Source organism: Paraburkholderia sp. GW821-FHT02A12 (assembly GCF_059422005.1).
In genome coordinates this window covers 2766327-2786152 of sequence record NZ_JBWKWA010000001.1, presented here as the reverse complement: position 1 = coordinate 2786152, position 19826 = coordinate 2766327, and the positions used below count along the sequence as shown (strand labels likewise).

The window sequence follows — 19826 nt, the reverse complement described above, 5'->3', positions numbered from 1 at the left end:
TATCCGACAAGGAGCATCGATGAACTACCTCGCTCGTATCCTGGCTGTCACGGCTGCTGCATTCACGGTCAACCAGGCTGTCGCGCATGGCGTTCCGCTTCCGCAGCATGGCGGAATCATGGACGACGCCGGGCTCGTCGCCGTCGAAATGGTCGCGAAGAACCGCACCGTCGAACTGTTCGTCACCGACGATGACGCTCCGGTCGACGCACGCAACATCAAGGGCGTGCTGACCGTCACATCCGCCACCGGCACGAAGAAGGAAACGCCGATCGCCGCCGTCTCCGGCAACCAGCTTCGTTCAAAGGATGTTGACGTGCCGCCCGGCTCGCGCGTCACCGCGTTGCTGACGATGGCAGACGGTACAACCAAGGTGAGCGCGCGGTTCAAGGTTCAGTGAAGCCGCGCGCATTCTGACGGCAACAAATCGGCTGCCGGGCGGTGCGCATCTTTTCTTTAACGTCTTTCGCAAAGGAACAGCGGATGAATCGCATCTGCAAGCTCTGCCGCGCCTGGGTAGTCCGGCTCGCATACGGCAGCCCGCTGATGTTGCTGCTGCTCGCCGGCACTACGGCGCTCGCATACGCACACGGCGTCTCGGATGACGACAAGTCGTTCATCGAGGGAAGTGCGGGTATCAATCTCATTCCGTACATCTACCTCGGTGCAAAACACATGGTCACAGGCTACGACCATCTGCTGTTTCTGTTCGGCGTGGTCTTCTTTCTCTACCGGCTCAAGGATGTCGGCCGCTATGTGACGCTGTTCGCTGTCGGGCACAGCACGACCTTGCTGTTCGGTGTGGTCGCGAACGTGCATGCGAATCCGTACCTGATCGACGCGGTGATCGGTTTGTCGGTGGTGTACAAGGCACTCGATAACCTCGGTGCTTTCAAGAAGGCGCTCGGTTTCGAGCCAAATCCGAGACTCGCCGTGCTGATGTTCGGTTTCTTTCACGGTTTCGGACTAGCAACGAAACTCCAGGAGATGACCATCTCGCGCGACGGCATGGTGCCGAACATCATCGCGTTCAACGTCGGCGTCGAGATCGGCCAGTTGATCGCACTCAGCATGATCCTGATCGCGATGACGTACTGGCGTCGTTCGCCAGGCTTTCGGCGCCACGCGCTGCTCGCCAACGCGGTGCTGATGACTGCGGGCTTCGTGCTCGTCGGCTTTCAGCTCTCCGGATATTTCTTTCCCACGGTGGCATGACATGAGCACATACGAAGTATCGAATCAAAGCCTGATGAAGGCCACATCAGGCGCAGCGGTCGCGGCCCTCGTTATTCTCGCGCTGTTCGTTCTGCCTGCCGAGCGGGGCATCGATATCACCGGAATCGGCGGTGTGCTCGGACTGACGAAGATGGGCATGAAGAGTCCGACCGCTGAGCCCGTTTCAGGAGTGGCGCCCGCGCAGACAGCGGGCGATCTGCCGATTCCGAACCGGCTGTCAATTGCGCAGGCTACGCCGTATCGCAGCGACGAGATGGAACTCGTCCTGCCACCGAATGCGGGGGCCGAGATCAAGGCGCAGATGAAGAAGGGCGATCACTACATCTTCCGGTGGTCGGCAACGGGCGGGCCGGTCAACGTCGATATGCACGGCGAACGGCCGCACGCGGGCAAGGCCTTCACCAGCTACTGGAAAGATGTCGATCAGACGTCGGCGCAAGGGTCGTTCACCGCGCCGTTCGACGGCACGCATGGCTGGTACTGGCGCAATCGCGGTGATGAAACCGTGACGATCAAAGTGAAGACCAGTGGTTTCTACGAAAAGCTCTTTCGCCCCGACGGGCATTGAACGGGTGGCGGGCCGCAGGCGCCCGCCACTTTCCTGAACGCTATGCCCTATCTCAGACAAGGGTGATCAAATGACTATCTCTTCGGGTTTATCCAACCCTGCGGCGGCGGCCGCACGGTCCGTCGCGACACCGGCGGTGCAGTCACGCACGCGGATGATCGCTATCGACGCACTGCGTGGCTTTGTGATGTTGTGCATGCTTGTCGATCACGTACGGGAGACGTTTTTTCTGCATCGTCAGGTGACCGACCCGATGGATGCGTTCACCGTAGCGCCGGAGCTGTTTTTCACGCGGATGGTGAGTGAAATCTGCGCGCCGGTGTTTATCTTCCTGACCGGCCTGTCCGCGTACCTGTATGGTCAGTCGCATACGCCGAAGGAAACCTCCGCGTTCCTGTTGAAGCGAGGTATCTTCCTGGTGTTGCTGGAGCTAACTTTCGTGTGCTTCGCGTGGACCGCGGAATTTCCACCCAAGACGCTGTGGCTGCAGGTGATCTGGTGTATCGGGCTGTGCATGATCGCGCTGTCGGCTTTGCTGCACTTGCCGCGCAAGTGGCAGATTGCGATCGGTATCGTCATCATTGCCGGGCACAATTTGCTCGACGGATTCACTCTTGGGCCTGATTCACCTCTGTTCGTGCCGTGGTCGATCCTGCATCAACGCGTATTCATCGACCTGGGTGGCATTACGCGGGCACGCACGACGTATCCGATTCTGCCGTGGATCGGCGTGATCCTGCTCGGCTATGCGATCGGCCCGTGGTTCGCCAAACAGGTCGATCCGAACGAGCGCACGTCGCGGCTGCTGAAGGTGGGTGCGGGCGTGCTGGTCGCTTTCGTCGTGATTCGCTATCTGAACTTCTACGGCGAAAAGCCGTGGGCGCATACCGGCGATGCACTGCGCACTTTCATGAGCTTCATGAGCGCGAAGAAGTATCCGCCGTCGTTGATGTTTCTGCTGCCGACGCTTGGACTTGGGCTGGTCTTGCTGGCCTGCTTCGAGAAGATTCAGGACCAGCGTATCTCAAGCATGCTCGCCGTACTTGGCGGCGCACCGATGTTCTTCTATCTGCTTCACCTGTACGTGCTGAAGGCCCTCTACCTGATTGCGCTGCATGTGTGGGGAGCCAACCAGGGTCAGTACTACGGCTTCGATAGCCTCGCGGGGATCTGGCTGTGGTGGGCGATCCTCGCGGTCGCGCTGTACCTGCCGGTGCGCTGGTTCTCGAAACTCAAGCAGCGCCGCAAGGATATCTGGTGGCTGAAATACCTTTGAAGGTCCGCCAGACTCGGCGCCGGCTTCGCATGCAACGCGCCTAGCGCTTTTCGGTACCCGGTTCGGAGCCGTTGTCTCCGGACCTCTCTTGCATCTCCAGCTCGACTCGCCACGACAGGTGGCGGGTCGGTCGGCGCGCGCCTCGTGCGCAGGTCGCCTCATCCACTTTTCTTTACCGGACGTTCATGATGAACAGGTCGCGTGCAGCAAGAACCACGATTAAAGGGGCGATAACGATCGCAACTTTCGGCGTCGCCGCCAGCGCATTGGCGCAAAGCTCAGTGACGTTGTATGGCATTGCCGATAACGGCTTCGTTTATACACGCAACAGCGGCGGCCAGTCGACCCAGGTCGGCCTGATCAGCGGCAGCTTGTCCGGGTCGCGCTGGGGGCTCAAAGGAGTTGAGCCGCTAGGCGGCGGGTTGTCCGCAATTTTCCAGTTGGAGAACGGGGTTAATCTCAACACCGGCAAGATGAATCAGGGCGGTCGGCTGTTCGGGCGTCAGAGTTATGTTGGCTTGAAGAGCTCGAAAGCCGGCGCGCTCACGATGGGCCGCATCTATGACCCGCTAACGGACCTCGTTCAGCCGGCGCAGGGTGACAACTATCTCGGACAGACCTTCACTTCGCCGGGCGACGTCGACAACGCCGACAGCAGCGCGCGCTTCAACAACGCGTTAAAGTGGGCGAGCCCCAACTGGTACGGCCTGACCGGCGAATTGATGTACGGATTCGGCGGTGTGGCCGGCAGTGTTGTGTCAGGCCAGACGTATAGCGCAGCGCTCAGTTACGGGCAGGGCGGCTTTACGGTCGCAGGCGGCTATCTGCACATGGACCGGGGCAACCCCACCTTATCGACGCGCGGTACCGCATCATCGGATACGCTGTTCAACAGTTCGGTCAACGCGGCGTATGCTTCCGCGAAAGCGATCGATGTATGGCGTGTCGCGACCCAATACGCGTTCTCTGCGTTCACGGTGGGAGCGTACTACAGCGACTCGCGCTATTCGGCCGATGGTGCATCGAAGTTCTCGCGCACCGAAATCTATCGGAACACTTCGGCGTTCGCAGTATGGAAAGTGACGCCCGCCTGGCTCGCGGAGACCGCTTATAACTTCCTGAAGTCATCTGGCGATTCCGCGGCACGCTACCACCAGGTCAGCATAGGTGCTGATTATCTGCTCAGCAAACGGACCGACATTTATACGATCGTCAGCTATACGCACGCGTCGGGACAAAACGGCGCAGGGAACGCTCAGGCGGTAATCGGCGCGACGGACATCGATGCTGGCAAGCCGTCGCAGACGCGTGTCAACATCGGTCTTAGACATCGATTCTGATTTGTCGGCGAGTGCGGGCGGCGTCCCGTATTCGCCTTCCCGTCACTCGCGATGGACGGCGGGCGCCCGAAGCACAAGCGGCATGCTGTTGCGAGGCCTGCCGGGTACTCACGCTCCCGACGATGGATCACCTGGTGGCTCGCCCGGCGCGAAAAGCGGTTCAAGCGGGTCGTATCGCTTGATGAACGGTGACTTGATAATCACGTAACTGGAAAATTTTTCTATGCCGATCTCTCGTTCGAGAAGACCTTCTATGACGCTTTGATAGTGACTCACACTACGCGTCACGAACTTCAACAGGTAGTCGCAACCGCCGCTCGCCAGATGGCATTCGACGATTTCATCGACACGCATAACTGCCGACAAGAAAGTCGCGAAGTCCTTGAGTCCGTGATCGGCGAGGGTGATTTTGGTGTAGACGATCTGCACGTCTCCCAGCTTTTCGAGCTGAACCTGCGCACCATAACCAACGATGAACCCTGCTTTCTCGAGCCGTTTCACGCGCATGAGACATGGACTCGGTGAGAGGCCGACGGTCTCCGCAAGCTCGAGGTTCGTGATGCGTCCTCGCCGTTGCAACTGCGAAAGTATCCGCAAATCGGTCCGATCTAGCTTGCAATCCATGTTCATCGCATGTGTTTGGCTTGCCGTCCATGGTGAGAATATGCGAGCGCAACACCGCCGTGTTTAACGCACGTGACGAACCGCAGTCACAGACAGAGCGCCTGATTCCCGATAGCAAATTCCGTAACGTTTGGATCAGACAGAAGAGGTCCATTGCGTGACATTTTCACGACAGCGTCGACGAGAGGCAACCCGAGTTCGTCAAGCCATTCGGAGAGGCCGGTGTTTCCGGGAATATCGACCCGTACGAACATCCCCGCATTCAGCGATAGCCAGTGACTGATGAGCGCCTTTGCCCGGCTTGAATCGATTGAGGCGGGAGCGACCACCGGGCCGATCACATACCCGTCGCCGAAGCGACGGAATAGCGCGAACCCGATCAGCTCGCCCTCGCGATCGAGCGCGATTCCAGCGGACTCGCGCAAAAGCGCGGGCATAACCGGCTTGCAATCGAGCCCGCTTGCGCGGGATGCCAGGTCGATGATGCGCGTAACGTCGTTGCCTCCGAGAGGTCGCAGGCGTTCGCCAGGCGGCAACGAGATAAGCGGGGGATGAAACGCCGCGCCCTGATGCTGCCTGACCGCGCCCACTTCTGCGAAGCCGAGCGATCGACAAAACTGCTCGCCCGGTGGGGTGGCGTGCAGCAGCGCAGTGCGTCCTCCCAGTTCATCGAGGACCTTTTCAATCAACTTGCGTCCGATGCCTTGCCGTTGCCGCTCGGGGGAGACGATCACCATGCCAATCGACCCGGCTCCGCGGCCATACTTCCAGCACAACGCAGTGCCGACGATACCCGTGGCGTCTTCCGCGACGAAGCCGTGTCCCGCTCGCGCAACGAAGCGCCAGTCATCCACTCGATGTCTCCACTTGACTGCCCGCGATAGCAGGTGAGCTGCAACCACGTCGTCGGGGGTGAACCGGCGGATTGAAATCGCTTGATTCTCTGCGAGGCGGGACACACACGGCTCCTTTGGCTACATGCACATGACACCACTCTGACAGCATGTAAAGGAGCTGACTAGGACGATCTTTCTGCCTTTTTTCCAGCAAAACGGTCGATGGGTTCTTTATGGTCGAGGCAAGGGTTCTGATGCAAATAGGCTCGGCGATTCAGATGCATCCAGACGAATCGAAGGTCGTGTACTGTAAGGACAGCAACCGCACGGGAGCCTATCCGAATGTGCAGTTCACGCTTCTGGGTTTTACGTTCCGGCCCAGGGGCGCTGAGTAAGCACAACCGGCGATTCACCAGTTTTCTGCCGGCAGTGAGTAGCGATGCGCTTAAACGGATGCGGCAGACGGTGCGAAAGTGGCGGCTGCACCGTCGTACATCAGAAACGCTAGAAGACCTTGCCGAGTGATGTAACCCGAAGGTTCAAGGCTGGTGGAACCGTCAACACTGCGGTGCCCACGCGGTTGCCGCGCCCTCGATGCTGCCGCACGAACCCGAAGTCCTTCGTCGACCGGGCATGCGGTCCGGGTCTGTAACCTTTTCCGCGCCCGAACGAATTAGTAAGTGAGGAAACACGTGGAGACCGATGTTCGTTCGAACGGCTCATCACCGGCAAGCTCTTCGTTCTGCACCTCAAACCGCGATTCGCGGCCCGATCGATCGGAATCGCGTTGTCGTCCCCGATCACACTCATGTCATCTTGCAGATGACCGGGAGTCTTACCATGAAACATTCATTTCCTGGCGGCGCCCAGCTACGCGCCCCCCTCGCCATACCAGCGCTGGCGCTATGCGCATTCGTACTCTGCGCACCCGCGTGGGCTCAAGGCAATGCGGCAACTTCGGCGCCGGCCACCCGCGTTCAGGTCAAGGCGGAACTGGCCGAGCTGGTTGCTGCGGGTTACAACCCTCGGGACTGGTATCACTATCCGGATAATCTCTGGGCTGCCCAACGAATTGTCGAACAGCGACACGCCGCATTAGCGCAGGCCGCTCCGGCATCCACGCCACACACTCAGGATGCGTCGAAGGCGACTGCCGCGGCTACCGGGATCGATGAATCGATGGGAGGCGTGCCTGCAGCAACGTCAGCGTCCGGTGGCCCGGCAGGGGCAGCAGGTGCGGGACAAACCGGGCGGAGTAACGGGTACGGTGCGCCGTGCGGTCATGGTCCGCAATGCAACGTCTTTTTCGGGCGCTGATCGTTGGTGGGCATTCGTTGAGGACCTCGGGCAATGCAGCGCACGCGTGCGCCCGAATCTGCGGGTGCGTCAGCCGTCAGACTGGCGTACCCGCGCTTTCGCCGCCAACGATAACCACGGTTCCGGCATCAGCAGCACTTTCGTCTATTCAGCTGAATCACACTTCCCCAAACGCGCGTCGGCGGATCAGCCAGTCGAGGGAGAATCGACCCGGTCCGCGGGCAAGCAGCACAAGCAGCATAGCCGCCCACTGGATGTGGGTGGGCCACGCCTGCGGGTACACGAAGACTTCGATGATCGTGGTCATGCCCAGCAGGACGGCGGCTGCCGGCCGCGTCAGCAAGCCGAGCACGAGCAGCACGGGCGTTGAGAGTTCGACGGACACGCCCATGTAAGCCGCGAGTTCCGGTGGCAGGAGCGGCAGTCGATACTCATCGCGAAACAATGCGACGGCCGTGTCCCAGCTGGCAAGCTTGACCATCGCCGAACTCCAGAACACGTTCGCGAGCGCGAGCCTTAGCGGGATGGCAAGCAACGAGTAGGGAATGCCATCCAGCCAGTGAACGGCATGCCTGCATAACGTCACGATGGGCCCGTTCGCCCGTAATGTGGTCTGTTGCATCATGTCACTCCTTCCGTCCGTGCGCGGCGTCGCCGGAAACGCTCAGGCTGAACCCCGCGCAACACCCGCGGGCGAGCAGATCGGCCAGCGCGATCGTCGCATTGATATCGGGTGTTCCCGCCAGCGCGCGCCCCAGCGGACACCCGGAGAAAAGTGCGTCAGTAAATTTCCATACCCCCTCATCCAGTCGGGAAACTTCGACGCCGGACTCGCCACGTTGCACGAAGAGCCAGACCGGACCAGCTGACGGGTCAACGGCCTCCAGCGCCGCATCGTTGTCATCCAGCACGGCGTGCCAGATCACGTCGGCGGGAAACTGCGCGCTGACGAGACTGACGGACGGATGTGGCGTGAAACAGATCCGCTCATGGTCGGCGGGCTCGACCGCATCCAGCGTTGTAACTGTCAACGCGGGTACGTCGGGAGCGTGAACGGCGCGGGTTACCGCCCATTCGAGACGCCCCACGTCGGCAAGATACGGCACCGAGGCGGCCGGGGGAAACTGTCCCAGAAAGCTGGCAAAATCGCCGCCGAACTCGTCAAGGTAGCTGCTGCGCGGCGGCTGCCGCGCAATGAACTCACGGGCCGCAGCATCGAAGAATGCCGTGCCGACGAGGCGGTCGACCGCCGGATAGGAGAGACGCAGTGCCCTGACCAATGTGCTCGTAAACGTGTTCCGGTAGACCGACAGGCGCCCCTGCGGCGCGATGTCGCCGGCCACGATAGACGCGACGGCGTCGCTGTCATCGTGATCGACGATCGCGCGTCGTACGGCTTCCTGCAGGTCACGTAGGGATGGCATGGTCGCTCCTGTTCCGCCAATGCGAGAGATGCCGGTCAGCTTGCGCGGCTTCGGCGAGCAGTACGTCCAGCGGCGGGATGTTGGTGTCCCACTCGATTAACGTGGGAACCGGACCCAGGCGGGCCAGCGCTTCCTCATAGAGGTCCCAGACGGCCGGAGCGACCCGCGAGCCATGGTCGTCGATCCGCAGTGTGGCGCCGGACTCGAGCGTCGTCACGGAGTGGCCCGCCAGATGTATCTCGCCAATCGCCGCCGACGGCAATGCCCGCAGATAGGCCGACGCATCCCAGCCGTGATTCTGGGCGCTCACGTAAATGTTGTTGACGTCGCACAGGATCCCGCAGCCGGTACGCGCCGCGACGCTCGACAGGAACTCCCATTCGGGAATCGTCGAATGCGCGAATTGCAGGTAAGTCGACGGATTCTCGATGAGGATTTGCCGCCTCAACCGCGCCTGGGTCTGGTCGACGTGACGGCAGACGATGTTGAGCGCCTCCTCAGTCATCGGCAAAGGCAACAGATCTGCGAGATACGTTTGCCCGATGACGCTCCAGGAAAGATGCTCCGAAATCAGGTGTGGCTCGATCCGCGCGACGGCGCGCGCAAGCCGGTCGAGATGGGCGGCGTCCAGTCCGTCCGCGCTGCCAAGCGACAGCCCGACGCCGTGCAGCGACACCGGATAGTCGCGGCGCAATGCGTCCAGATAGCGCAGCGGCGTGCCGCCGCCCATGTAGTTCTCCGTGTGGACCTCGAACCATCCGACCGGCGGACGCATGTCGACGAACACCTGATGGTGCGGGAAACGCAGCCCGATCCCGGCCGAGGGCGGGATCGGGGTACGGCCTGCCGTTCGCTGAACGGCAGAAGGGTTCACGACCGCGTCCATGGCCGGTCACGCGGGCTTCAGGTTCCCGCCCGCAATCTTGCCGCAGACCCCCGCGGGCAACAGCACGAACGATTTCGTGTCGTGCGCCTGGGTTGCCTGTCCGGCGCAGGAGTGGGCTCCTTCTGCACAATCGTTCTTGGCGACCGCGTTGATGCCGTAACACTTTTCCAGATGGTTCTTCATCATTTTGTCCATGTTTTCTTTCACGATCGGCGGTGCATTCGACATGTCCTTCATGGCCTGTGCGTTGGCCGCGACGCCCTGCATGACGAGCGCAAGTCCCATAGCCGTGGACAGCGCGGTGGTGGCGAGAAGTCGATTGTTCATGGCAAGTCTCCTGGTCTGAACGGCCTCGACGCGAGACCGACACCCAATACTTCGTCGGACACGGCAAAAAGGTTACATGCCGGACAGGCACGAATCCGGTCGTTGCCCGCAGCGCAGATCAGATCAGGCGATGCACACCTCGGGCAGGTATCAGAAAACGCTGGCACGAGGTGAGGATCGTCGTGAAAAGCGCAACGCTGCCAAATTGCCAGATGATTACCATCAAAGCCGCATCCTCGGCATGGAACAAACGCAGTGCCACGTTGGCGAGTGCCGCCGCAGCGAGGCTTCCCCACAGCACGGGCGCAGCGTTCAGGCGGGCGCCGCGCCGGATCGCGATCACGATAGCCAGCGCCGGTATCGCTCCGGTCAGGGCGATACCCGGCAAGCACATCCAGTCGGCACGAAACGCCATTCCGCTTGCGCCAAAACGCACCCATTCGTCCCAGCACTGGTGCCCGAGGCTCAGCATCCAGAAGATCAGCGGGATGCCCGGTGCCCACAACTTCCAGCGTGGCGCACCGGGCACGCATCCGACAAGCGCGGCCCACCCGGCCACGAACGCAGTGACGACTGCGGCCACTTGCTCGGCAAGGTAGGTCGGCTCCGCAAGTTTCGCCGCGAGATCCGGGCGCGTCCGTGCCATGGCGACCGCGACTGCCGCGGCCGGGACCGATGCTGCGAGCCATGCCAGCAGGCGCCAAACGGGCGGCAGCAGCCGACGGACCGGTTTGAGATCCGCGACGAGGGCTGCAATGAGTTCATGGGTATCCATATCACCTGGGTGCGCCGAGCATGGCGCGCAGAGCCTTCAGCGCGCGATGCGTCGCCACTTTGAGCGCCGCGGTGCTGATCCCGGTCGCGGCAGATGCTTCCTTGAGGGACATCGCTTCTGCTTGAGCAGCTCGATTGCCTGACGCTGGCCCGGCGGAAGCTCCGCGATCGCTTTTCGCAGCGCTTCGCTGTCTGCTGAAGACTCGTATTCAATATTCGTTGCTTCGGCCGAAAAGGTTACATCGAGCGTATCAACGGAAGTTTCGCGTCGACCCGTGCGCGCCCGTCGCCTCACGCCGTCAGCGGTTCGACGTTGCAACAGGGTCAGCAGTCGCACGGAGTAACCTCATACACGAGACCCCACGGGGACCACAGATTGTGTCCTGTCGCCATAACCGGCCTAAACTGGAATCAGCAACAAACGGGACACCGGTTCACGGCCGCTCACACCGGAAGCGCGGGTCGGTGCCAACGCACCATGAGCACGAAGTCTTGCCAGAAGATCAACCCGCCATGCGGCCGCCAGACGGCGCGCATTGATCTGCACGGCGCTCAGGCGGAAGACCCGGACAGCATTGCCGCGGGCAGCCCGTATGGCCGGTATCGTGCCGGGCCGCTGCGGGAGCCCGGCACATGGCGAGCCTTCGGACTGTCGGTGACGCTGCATGCCGCGCTATTGGCTTTGCTGGTCTCCGGGATGCACTGGCCTCGGGACACTCCCGCCGCTGCGGGTGTGGCGATTGCGGTGGCAACCGGACGGATCGCCGCCTCGCCGGTTGCCGCGCCGGCACCGCGTATCGAGAACCACCCGCCCACGTCGCCTGTCATGACCCTGGCTGCGCGACCCGGAGGCGGCGACGAACACACGGCTGTCGAGCCGCCTCGTAGCGGCACTGCGAAGCCGCGCCGCGCACACGGCGAAGCGTCGCTAACCGCGCACTCCGCCCGCGCGCGACAGACACACATGGCGGTGGTGCAGGAAATCGAACCACCCTCGGGCAGGTCGGCGGAACTGGAGCGTGAAGCGCGGTTGGCTGCGTTGCAGAGCCTCGCCGCAACGCCTGCTTCCCGGGCGGGGGCGCCGCGGACAGATGCCGGCGCCGAGGTATCGCCGGGTTACGCCGATATCGTGGCACGTCGCGTACGCGCCAACGTCGTTGCGCCGTTCGCTATCGAGGGCAATCCGTCTGCGGTAATTGCTGTCACGTGCGCACCCGACGGAGCGCTGCTCAGTGCCACGGTGCGACGCTCGAGCGGCGATCCGCAGTGGGACCGCGCAGCGCTCACCGCTGTGGAAAGATCCGATCCGATGCCAAGGGACGTCGATGGCACGACGCCGGCGAAGTTTCTGATTACGTTTCAGGCCAGGGGTTGACGAGGGCTGAGATCGGCACACACAATGAGCCGATCCGTGACGACGTCAAGCGGCATGCAAGGCGCACGTGGCACAATCCCGCGCATCGGCTTATTTCTGGCAAGACTACGGTGAAAGTGCTGATTATCGAGGATGACGTGGGCATCGCGACCAACCTCTATGACTACCTGGAGGGCGCAGGCTATGAGGTCGACGTCGCGGCGAGCGGCCACGCAGGTCTGCAGTTCGCGCTGGCTCAGCCTTGGGATGCGATCCTGCTCGACCTGTCGCTGCCCGGTATGGACGGCCTGACGCTCTGCCGAAAGTTGCGCGAGGAGGCGCATCGGGACACGCCGGTGCTGATGCTGACCGCGCGAGACACACTCGACAACAAGCTCGAAGGCTTCATGCACGGCGCCGACGATTACCTGGTCAAACCGTTCTCGCTCAAGGAGGTCGGCGCACGTCTCAGTGCGCTGATCAAACGCTACAGGGGGCAGGTCACGCAGGCGATCCTCTGCTGCGCGGACGTGCGCTTCGATCTGCAGACTCTGAGCGTCGAGCGTGCCGGTCGACCGATCAAGATGCCGCCCAAGTGCCTGCAGCTGCTGCGCATCCTGATGCAGTCGCCGAACCGTGTGTTCGGTCGCGCCGAGCTCGAAACTGAAGTCTGGGGTGAGCATTTGCCGGGCAGCGACACGCTGCGCACACACGTCTATACGCTGCGGCGCGCCTTGACGGCACCGGGCGAAAAATACCTCATCGAGACGGTTCATGGCCTCGGCTACCGGTTCGTCGTAAGCGATGCCAATGCGTCGTAGCCTGCGCTTCAAGGTCGCGCTCGTCTTTTCCGCGCTGACGATCATCCTGCTCGTCGCCCAGGCACTGGGCGTCAAAACGCTGGCTGAAGCGCAGGAAGAAAGACTGATCGCCGCACTGATCCACGACGACATGACCAACGTGCTGCAGGGCTACCACGCCAATCCGGCCCTGCTGCCACCCTTCGATGCACGCCTGAATGGCTACCTGTCGGCCGCGGACCACCCGCCGGTCGCACTGCCAGCATCGGCCAGGAATCTGCCCGACGGCATTCACGAGATCATCGTCGATGAGCGGGAGATTCATGTCGCGATCGTGCCGTTCGGCACGACCCGCCTGTATCGGGTCTACAACTTCAGCACTTACGAGCAGCGTTTCAAGGACGTGATCAACGCACTGATGGCCGGTACCGGCGTGTTCGCGCTGCTGACGATCTGGCTCTCGTTTGGCCTGTCGGGCCTGCTGGTGCGTCAGGTCGCAGGTCTCGCGCGGCAGGTCAAAGCACTCAGGCTCGGGGGATCGACGCCGGTCAACCCGGGCAAATACGACGAAGCCGAGCTCGTCGGGCTCGTCGAGGCGTTCAATGACTATCACCGGCGTATGGCGGAGATGATCGAGCGCGAGAAAGAATTTACCGGCAACGTCAGCCATGAACTGCGCACTCCGCTGACCACCATCAAGACCAGCTGCGAGCTGCTCGAACAGGATCCCACGATCAGCGGGAAATCACGCGCACGGCTCAAGCAGATCGACAGGGCCGCCGACAGCATGCGCGAGCTGGTCAACGCGCTGCTGATGCTTGCGCGGGAGGATTCGGCAGAGGACCCCGAACCGGTGAGCGTGGCGCGCATGGTCGAAACTGCGCTCGCTCCGTTCGCCGGGCGTCTCGCGAACAAGGGTGTTGAGGCGATCATTGATGTGGATCGCGATCTTCACCTCGTAGCAAACCGGTCCGCACTCGCGATCGTGCTCTCAAACGTGATCGACAACGCCGTACGCCACACCGAGCATGGGCATCTGTGCTTCTCATACGCAGACGGCTGGTTGCGGATCGAGGACACTGGCCCCGGCATTCCGGCGCACGCGCTGCCACAGGTGTTCGACCGGTTCTATCAGGCCAGTCCGGGGGAGACGAGTGGGCGAGGATTCGGCATCGGGCTGGCGATCGTGAAGAAGATCTGCGACCGCTACGGGTGGCCGGTCCGGCTCGACAGCAAACCGGGCGAGGGCAGCTGCGTGTCGGTCGGTTTGCCGGTCGCGGGCAAGAATTCTCCTGACTTCACAGGAACCTGACGTCCTCTTGACGAAAACTTCACAGCCGCTTGCGTAGCATCCACGTCTGTGGCCATCTCGACAGATGGCCAACAGACCCTGGATGCCGCCATGCGCCGATCGTTGCTGCTCGCCTGCCTGATGCTGACGGGATGCGCGACTTACCACCCGCAGCCCATCGCGCCGATGCAACTCGCGCAACGCTTCGAGGAGCGTACGCTTGCGGACGCCGAACTACGCGCGTACCTCGCGCGGCAGCTGGGACACGATATCGATCCGTGGCCTCTGCCGCGCTGGAACCGCGAGATGCTCACGCTCGCGGCTGACTACTACAGCCCGGCCCTCGATATCGCCCGTGCGCAATGGGGCACCGCCAAAGCGGGCATCGATGTCGCGGGCGCGATGCCGAACCCGGTCCTGCAACTGCCGTTCCAGTACGCAACGCCCAACCCGGGCCCGGGTGCGCCATGGGTCGTCGGCCCCGCGCTCGACATTCCGATCGAGACCGCGCACAAGCGCGGCTATCGGATCGACCAGGCGTCACACCTGTCGGAAGCCGCGCGCCTCGCCATCGGCAACGAGGCCTGGAAGGTGCGCGCTCAGGTGCGTGACGCGCTGATTTCGCTGTACGCGGCCCGGCAGCACGCCGCGTTCCTGGCGCGCAAAGCCGACGCGCAGCAGCAGATCGTCGCGATGGTGACGAAGCGCCGTTCGGTCGGCGAAAACTCCGGACCGGACGTCGATGCGGCGGTGCTCGCAGCCACCCAGGCACAGGCCGATCTTGCCGCCGCACGCAGTGCCGCGCAGGACGCGAGTTCACAACTGGCGACGGCAATTGGCGTGCCGGTAACCGCGCTTAAGGACATCCAGTTCGATGGCGAGGCGTTCGTTACCGCGCCACCTGCGCCGCCCGCCGCTGACGCGCAGCGCGAAGCGGTTTTCCATCGCGCCGATCTGTTGGCATCGCTTGCCGAGTACGCGGCCGCCGAATCGGCGTTGCAGCTCGAGGTCGCGAAGCAATATCCGGACATTCATTTCGGCCCCGGCTACACCTACGACACCGGCACGCACAAGATCGCCTTCGGCCTCGCCGGCATCACGCTGCCGGTCTTCGACCAGAACCAGGGTGGCATCGCTCAGGCGGAGGCGAAACGCAAGGAGGCGGCCGCACGCACTGCAGCCTTGCAGGACACGATTTTCAACGACCTTGACCATGCACTCGCCCATTACCAGGCGAGCCTCGATGCCGTGCAGCGCTCCGTCGCACGCCTGGCAACCGCGCGAAAGCAACTGGACAGCCAGGCCGCCAGCTTCACTGCCGGCACCAGCGACCGCCTGACTTTCACACAAGCGAGGGCGGACTACGAGGCAAGCGAGATCGCTCATCTGGACGCCGTGATCGCCGCGCAGCAGGCAGCCGGCACGCTCGAAGACGCGATGCAGCGGCCGCTCGCGTTGGAGGCCGTCAACCCCACTGTGACCCAACAAGAGATACCCCGATGAAACGCACATTGGTCATTCTTTCCGTTGTCTCCGTGCTGCTGGCGGCCGGCGCCAGCTGGTTCATCTACCAGACACTCGTTGCCAGTCAACCGAGGCCGGACGCGCCTGCGCAGGCCGTCGCCCAGCCGTCCGTGCAGACGGAGAACGGCGAAACGGTGGTCGTGGTCGGCGCGGACGTGCAGCGTGCCAGCCATATCGATGTCGCGCCGCTCACGGTCGTTGCCATCCAGCCTGAGAACACTGCATACGCGACGGTGGTCGACCTGCAGCCTCTGTTCGATCTGCGCAACCGGCTCGCGGCCGCGCGGGCGGACTACGACACATTGCGCGCACAGGCCGGCAATTCGCACGCGCAATACGAGCGCAACCGCGTGCTGTTCGAAGACGATCGCAACGTCTCGCAGAAGAGCCTGCAGGATGCGCGAGCGGCCATGCAGGGCGATCAGGCGAAGCTGCAGTCGGCGGAAGCGGCGCAAAGCGGGCTGGACGCGACGATGCGGCAGCAGTTCGGCGATGCGCTCGCCAGCGCCGCGCTGGCGCCGGCCTCGGACCTGTTCCAGCGCCTGCTCACCGGCCGCGCGGTTGTATTGCGCGTGACGCTGCCCGCCGGCTACAGCGGCGCTGCGCCCGAGCGCATCAAGGTCGACGCGCCGGACGGCCAGCCGGTCGCGGCACAGAAACTCTCTGCCTCGCCGCAAGGCGATCCGGCGGTCCAGGGCAACCCATATTTCTACGCGGCCGGGCGCGCGTTGCCCGTGGGAACGCACACGGACGCGCATGTGCCGGCGTCGAGCCGGAGCGCGTCCGCGCTCGTGATTCCCGAAGCTGCCGTGATCTGGTACGGCGGACAGCTATGGGTCTACGTGCGCACCGCACCCGATCGCTTCACGCGACGTTACGTGCCGGATGCTTCTGTCAGCGATCAGGGTTTCGTCGTGACCGATGGTTTTCACGCGGGCGATGAAGTGGTGATGCATGGCGCGCAGCTGCTGCTCTCCCAGGAACTCCGGCCACAGGGCATCGCGACGGCGTGCAAGGATCCGCCCGAATGTGACGACTGATCCGCAGATCGGTTTCCCGCTTCGCCCACACCGCACACTTCTGGCCGCCGATGCTCAACGCCATCATCCGATTCTCGCTGCGCTTTCGCGGTGTCATTTACGCGCTGGCCGTGCTGCTGGCCGGCTATGGCCTCTATACCCTCACGCGCGCGAAGCTCGATGTGTTTCCGGAGTTCGCTCCGCCGATGAGCATTGTGCAAACCGAGGCGCCGGGTCTCACGAGCGAGCAGGTCGAGACGCTCGTAACCCAGCCGGTTGAAAACGCGCTCGCCGGCATGGTCGGCCTGCAGTCGATGCGGTCGAAGTCGCTGCAAGGCCTGTCCGCGATCACGGTGGTGTTCGATAGCCGCGCGAACCTGCTGCAGGTCCGGCAACTGGTGTCCGAGCGCGTCAACGCGCTGGCCGCGACGCTGCCCGCTGGCGTGCAGCCGCCGAGGCTGCTGCCGCTCACGACCACGACGAGCGTGGTGCGCACCATTGGCCTGACGTCGAAAACCCGTTCGCTGATGGACCTGTACGACATCGCACAGTGGACGGTCAAGCCGCAACTGCTCAGCGTGCCTGGCGTCGCGGACGCCATCGTGTTCGGCGGCGATACGCGGCAGTTGCAGATTCAGGTCGATCCGGCCAGGCTGATGCGCTACGGGCTGTCGATCCAGGACGTGATCGCCGCAGCCCGGACGTCCACCGGCGTGCGCGGCGCGGGCTTCATCGAGAGCGCGAATCAGCGCATCGCCATCAATACCGATGGCCAGATCCGGACACCCGACGCCATGACCGGTGTGGTCCTGCGCTGGAGCAATGGCGCAGCCGTGCGGCTCGGCGACGTTGCGACCGTCACCTGGGGAAGCGCGCCTCCGGTCGGTGCCGCATCGATCATGGGCACGCCCGGCGTGATGCTGGTCCTCGAAAGCCAGTACGGCACCAACACGCTCGCCGTCACCAAGGACATCGAGAAGACGCTCGCCGCGCTCAAGCCGGCACTGATCCAGCAAGGCGTCGACCTGAATGCGGACGTGTTCAGGCCAGCCAACTTCATCGACGCGGCGGTCGGCCACCTGCGCACCGCGCTGCTGGTCGGCGCGGTGCTGGTGATCGCGGTCCTGTTCCTGTTCCTGCTCAATGTCCGGACCGCGGTGATTTCAGCCGTCGCGATCCCGCTCTCGCTGCTGGTCGCGATCATCGTGCTGACGTCGTTCGGCGTGAGCCTGAACACGATGACGCTCGGCGGCCTCGCGATCGCGCTCGGTGAAGTGGTCGACGACGCGATCATCGACGTCGAGAACATCTACCGTCGGCTGCGCGAGAACCGCACCCGGCCCGCGCCATTGGCGGCGTTCCGCGTGGTGTTGCGCGCCTCGCTCGAGGTGCGCAGCGCGGTCGTATTCGCCACCTTCATCGTGATGCTGATCTTCCTGCCGGTGCTGACGCTCTCGGGCATAGCCGGCAAGCTGTTCGCGCCGCTGGGCGTCGCCTACATCCTCGCGGTGCTGGCGTCGCTCGGCGTCGCGCTCACGCTCACGCCGGCGATGGCGCTTGCGCTGCTGGCGCGCGGGCCGCTGCCGGCTCACGAGCCGCGCCTGCTGACGTGGCTGAAGGCGCGCTATGCCGCGTTGCTGCTGAGGGTCGAGCAGCGCGTGAAGACGGTCATGGTGGTGGTCGCCGTGATGTGCATGGCGGCTCTGGCCGCGCTGCCGTTTCTGCGCGGCAACTTCATTCCTGAGCTACGCGAGGGGCACTACATCGTGCACATGGGCCTGGCGCCTGGCACGTCGCTCGCCGAATCGATGCGCATCGGCACGCAGGTGTCGCAGGCGCTGATGCACGTGCCGGGGGTGCGACTGGTCGCGCAGCGGGCCGGCCGCGCCAACGAGGTCGTCGATCCGGTCGGCGTTCAGCTGAGCGAGTTCGAGGTCGACCTCGAGCCGATGAGCGCGGCCCGGCAGAGTACGATCCTGTACCGCATCCAGGAAACGCTCGCCCGCTTTCCGGGCCTCACCACCTCAGTCAACACATTTCTGGTCGAACGGATCGACGAGACCATTTCGGGCGTGACGGCGCCCGTTGCGGTCAACGTCTTCGGCGACGACCTCGATGTGATCGATCGCAAGGCGCAGGACATCGCCCGGCTGCTCGGCACGATCCGCGGCGCGGCGAGCGTTCGGGTGGAATCGCCGCCGGGCATTCCAGAGCTTGACGTCAGACTGAAGCCCGGCCCGTTGAGCCGCCGGGGCTTCCGGCCAGTCGACGTGCTCGACGCGATCCAGAGCGCCTATCAAGGCAGCACGGTTGCACAGACTTATGAAGGCAGCCGACCGTACGACGTCACCGTGATTCTCGCGCCCGGTGCGCGCAGGAATCTGGCCGACGTCGGCGCGCTGATGCTGCGCAATCCGGATGGGCTGGCCGTGCCGTTGCGCGAACTGGCGAGCATCGGCCAGGTTTCCGGCCGGTACCAGATCACGCACGACGGCGGCCGGCGGATGCAGACGGTCTCCGTTAACCTCGGCAGCCGGGCGGTGAGCGATTTCGTGAGCGAAGCGCAGGTGCGTGTGAATCGCGACATCGTGATGCCCAAGGGCACCTACGCGGTGTTCTCGGGCGAAAGTGAAGCGCGCACGCAGTCGCAGCGCGACCTGCTCGCGTATGGCGCGATGTCCATCGTCGGCATCGCACTGCTGCTGTTCCTCGCGATGAAGAGCCGGCGCGGGATCGTGCTGGTGATGGTGAACCTGCCGTTCGCGCTGGTGGGCGGGGTGCTGAGCGTGCTGCTGACAGGCGGCGACCTGTCACTGGGCGGCATGGTGGGTTTCGTCACCCTGTTCGGCATTTCGCTGCGCAACTCGATCATGCTGATCAGCCACTACGAGCACCTGGTGCACGTCGACGAAATGGCATGGGGCATGGAGGCGGCCGTGCGCGGTGCGTCCGAGCGGCTGGTGCCGATCCTGATGACGGCGCTCGTGACCGGGCTCGCCTTGCTGCCGCTTGCACTGACTAGCGGGGCGGCCGGCAACGAGATCGAGGGGCCGATGGCGATCGTCATTCTCGGCGGACTGACTACCTCCACGATCCTGAACCTGATCGTGCTGCCGACGCTCGCGTTGCGCTATGGCCGCTTCGAGCGCGACACGCTGGCGGAGCCCTAAGAAACCTGCAGCCGCCGCATCGAGCGGGTGATCAATGCACTTTCGCGAACCCCGCATCTA

At 63.4% G+C, this 19826-nt stretch carries 19 protein-coding genes; 12 read left to right on the top strand and 7 right to left on the bottom strand.

Annotation, left to right across the window (positions count from 1 at the left end; translation table 11 throughout):
• Positions 1-19 precede the first annotated feature (19 nt).
• The 5 genes from AC07WT_RS12630 (at position 20) to AC07WT_RS12610 (ending at position 4420) form a co-directional block, all read left to right on the top strand.
• Positions 20-400, top strand: a complete 381-nt coding sequence (locus tag AC07WT_RS12630) for a hypothetical protein (protein ID WP_494947349.1) — start codon at positions 20-22, stop codon at positions 398-400.
• Between the two features lie 83 nt (positions 401-483).
• The gene (locus AC07WT_RS12625) at positions 484-1215 is read left to right on the top strand and encodes a HupE/UreJ family protein (RefSeq protein WP_494947348.1); all 732 of its coding nucleotides are present in this window, start codon (positions 484-486) and stop codon (positions 1213-1215) included.
• A gap of 1 nt (position 1216) precedes the next feature.
• Positions 1217-1804, top strand: a complete 588-nt coding sequence (locus AC07WT_RS12620; RefSeq protein WP_494947347.1) for a transmembrane anchor protein — start codon at positions 1217-1219, stop codon at positions 1802-1804.
• Between the two features lie 70 nt (positions 1805-1874).
• On the top strand, positions 1875-3080 hold the full coding sequence (locus AC07WT_RS12615) for an acetyltransferase domain-containing protein (protein WP_494947346.1): 1206 nt from the start codon (positions 1875-1877) through the stop codon (positions 3078-3080).
• A 188-nt stretch (positions 3081-3268) separates the two neighbouring features.
• The gene (locus AC07WT_RS12610; RefSeq protein ID WP_494948427.1) at positions 3269-4420 is read left to right on the top strand and encodes a porin; all 1152 of its coding nucleotides are present in this window, start codon (positions 3269-3271) and stop codon (positions 4418-4420) included.
• Between the two features lie 108 nt (positions 4421-4528).
• On the opposite strand, the gene AC07WT_RS12605 is transcribed toward AC07WT_RS12610, so the two are convergent.
• Together AC07WT_RS12605 and AC07WT_RS12600 are read right to left on the bottom strand one after the other, a co-directional pair.
• Positions 4529-5050 (bottom strand): Lrp/AsnC family transcriptional regulator, encoded by a 522-nt coding sequence (locus AC07WT_RS12605; protein ID WP_494947345.1) that lies wholly within the window; start codon positions 5048-5050, stop codon positions 4529-4531.
• A gap of 80 nt (positions 5051-5130) precedes the next feature.
• The gene (locus AC07WT_RS12600; protein ID WP_494947344.1) at positions 5131-6003 is read right to left on the bottom strand and encodes a GNAT family N-acetyltransferase; all 873 of its coding nucleotides are present in this window, start codon (positions 6001-6003) and stop codon (positions 5131-5133) included.
• A 717-nt stretch (positions 6004-6720) separates the two neighbouring features.
• Here AC07WT_RS12600 and AC07WT_RS12595 point away from each other — a divergent pair.
• Positions 6721-7197, top strand: a complete 477-nt coding sequence (locus tag AC07WT_RS12595) for a DUF4148 domain-containing protein (RefSeq protein WP_494947343.1) — start codon at positions 6721-6723, stop codon at positions 7195-7197.
• 157 nt (positions 7198-7354) lie between these two features.
• Here the strand turns inward: AC07WT_RS12595 and AC07WT_RS12590 are convergent, their stop codons facing one another.
• The 5 genes from AC07WT_RS12590 to AC07WT_RS12570 form a co-directional block, all read right to left on the bottom strand.
• Positions 7355-7819 carry a DoxX family protein gene (locus AC07WT_RS12590; protein ID WP_494948426.1) on the bottom strand — a complete coding sequence of 155 codons (465 nt, stop codon included), beginning with the start codon at positions 7817-7819 and terminating at the stop codon, positions 7355-7357.
• A gap of 4 nt (positions 7820-7823) precedes the next feature.
• Positions 7824-8621 (bottom strand): HvfC/BufC family peptide modification chaperone, encoded by a 798-nt coding sequence (locus AC07WT_RS12585; protein ID WP_494947342.1) that lies wholly within the window; start codon positions 8619-8621, stop codon positions 7824-7826.
• Positions 8605-9495 (bottom strand): MNIO family bufferin maturase, encoded by an 891-nt coding sequence (gene bufB, locus AC07WT_RS12580; RefSeq protein ID WP_494947341.1) that lies wholly within the window; start codon positions 9493-9495, stop codon positions 8605-8607. The genes AC07WT_RS12585 and bufB overlap by 17 nt, the downstream gene beginning before the upstream one ends.
• Positions 9496-9513: 18 nt before the next feature.
• Entirely contained in the window at positions 9514-9834 is a 321-nt protein-coding gene (bufA1, locus tag AC07WT_RS12575) for a BufA1 family periplasmic bufferin-type metallophore (RefSeq protein ID WP_494947340.1), read from the bottom strand.
• A gap of 118 nt (positions 9835-9952) precedes the next feature.
• Entirely contained in the window at positions 9953-10609 is a 657-nt protein-coding gene (locus tag AC07WT_RS12570; RefSeq protein WP_494947339.1) for an NrsF family protein, read from the bottom strand.
• A 477-nt stretch (positions 10610-11086) separates the two neighbouring features.
• Here AC07WT_RS12570 and AC07WT_RS12565 point away from each other — a divergent pair, with 477 nt between their 5' ends.
• The 6 genes from AC07WT_RS12565 (at position 11087) to AC07WT_RS12540 (ending at position 19766) form a co-directional block, all read left to right on the top strand.
• Positions 11087-11983 carry an energy transducer TonB gene (locus AC07WT_RS12565; RefSeq protein ID WP_494947338.1) on the top strand — a complete coding sequence of 299 codons (897 nt, stop codon included), beginning with the start codon at positions 11087-11089 and terminating at the stop codon, positions 11981-11983.
• 110 nt (positions 11984-12093) lie between these two features.
• Entirely contained in the window at positions 12094-12783 is a 690-nt protein-coding gene (locus tag AC07WT_RS12560) for a response regulator transcription factor (RefSeq protein WP_494947337.1), read from the top strand.
• Positions 12773-14074 carry a sensor histidine kinase gene (locus tag AC07WT_RS12555; protein ID WP_494947336.1) on the top strand — a complete coding sequence of 434 codons (1302 nt, stop codon included), beginning with the start codon at positions 12773-12775 and terminating at the stop codon, positions 14072-14074. The genes AC07WT_RS12560 and AC07WT_RS12555 overlap by 11 nt, the downstream gene beginning before the upstream one ends.
• 90 nt (positions 14075-14164) lie before the next feature.
• A complete protein-coding gene (locus tag AC07WT_RS12550; RefSeq protein WP_494947335.1) occupies positions 14165-15556 on the top strand; it encodes a TolC family protein in 1392 nt (463 codons plus the stop codon).
• Complete coding sequence (locus tag AC07WT_RS12545) at positions 15553-16617, top strand: metal transporter (protein ID WP_494947334.1); 1065 nt, start codon at positions 15553-15555, stop codon at positions 16615-16617. Before AC07WT_RS12550 ends, AC07WT_RS12545 begins: the two co-directional genes overlap by 4 nt.
• A 50-nt stretch (positions 16618-16667) precedes the next feature.
• Complete coding sequence (locus AC07WT_RS12540; protein WP_494947333.1) at positions 16668-19766, top strand: efflux RND transporter permease subunit; 3099 nt, start codon at positions 16668-16670, stop codon at positions 19764-19766.
• The last annotated feature ends 60 nt before the right edge of the window (positions 19767-19826 follow it).

What these genes read in the sequence shown, in the direction of transcription:
- AC07WT_RS12630 (WP_494947349.1), top strand. Translation starts at nt 20, where the DNA reads ATGAACTACCTCGCTCGTATCCTGGCTGTCACGGCTGCTGCATTCACG.
- AC07WT_RS12625 (WP_494947348.1), top strand. Translation starts at nt 484, where the DNA reads ATGAATCGCATCTGCAAGCTCTGCCGCGCCTGGGTAGTCCGGCTCGCA.
- AC07WT_RS12620 (WP_494947347.1), top strand. Translation starts at nt 1,217, where the DNA reads ATGAGCACATACGAAGTATCGAATCAAAGCCTGATGAAGGCCACATCA.
- AC07WT_RS12615 (WP_494947346.1), top strand. Translation starts at nt 1,875, where the DNA reads ATGACTATCTCTTCGGGTTTATCCAACCCTGCGGCGGCGGCCGCACGG.
- AC07WT_RS12610 (WP_494948427.1), top strand. Translation starts at nt 3,269, where the DNA reads ATGAACAGGTCGCGTGCAGCAAGAACCACGATTAAAGGGGCGATAACG.
- AC07WT_RS12605 (WP_494947345.1), bottom strand. Translation starts at nt 5,050, where the DNA reads ATGAACATGGATTGCAAGCTAGATCGGACCGATTTGCGGATACTTTCG.
- AC07WT_RS12595 (WP_494947343.1), top strand. Translation starts at nt 6,721, where the DNA reads ATGAAACATTCATTTCCTGGCGGCGCCCAGCTACGCGCCCCCCTCGCC.
- AC07WT_RS12590 (WP_494948426.1), bottom strand. Translation starts at nt 7,819, where the DNA reads ATGCAACAGACCACATTACGGGCGAACGGGCCCATCGTGACGTTATGC.
- AC07WT_RS12585 (WP_494947342.1), bottom strand. Translation starts at nt 8,621, where the DNA reads ATGCCATCCCTACGTGACCTGCAGGAAGCCGTACGACGCGCGATCGTC.
- bufA1 (WP_494947340.1), bottom strand. Translation starts at nt 9,834, where the DNA reads ATGAACAATCGACTTCTCGCCACCACCGCGCTGTCCACGGCTATGGGA.
- AC07WT_RS12570 (WP_494947339.1), bottom strand. Translation starts at nt 10,609, where the DNA reads ATGGATACCCATGAACTCATTGCAGCCCTCGTCGCGGATCTCAAACCG.
- AC07WT_RS12565 (WP_494947338.1), top strand. Translation starts at nt 11,087, where the DNA reads ATGAGCACGAAGTCTTGCCAGAAGATCAACCCGCCATGCGGCCGCCAG.
- AC07WT_RS12555 (WP_494947336.1), top strand. Translation starts at nt 12,773, where the DNA reads ATGCGTCGTAGCCTGCGCTTCAAGGTCGCGCTCGTCTTTTCCGCGCTG.
- AC07WT_RS12550 (WP_494947335.1), top strand. Translation starts at nt 14,165, where the DNA reads ATGCGCCGATCGTTGCTGCTCGCCTGCCTGATGCTGACGGGATGCGCG.
- AC07WT_RS12545 (WP_494947334.1), top strand. Translation starts at nt 15,553, where the DNA reads ATGAAACGCACATTGGTCATTCTTTCCGTTGTCTCCGTGCTGCTGGCG.
- AC07WT_RS12540 (WP_494947333.1), top strand. Translation starts at nt 16,668, where the DNA reads ATGCTCAACGCCATCATCCGATTCTCGCTGCGCTTTCGCGGTGTCATT.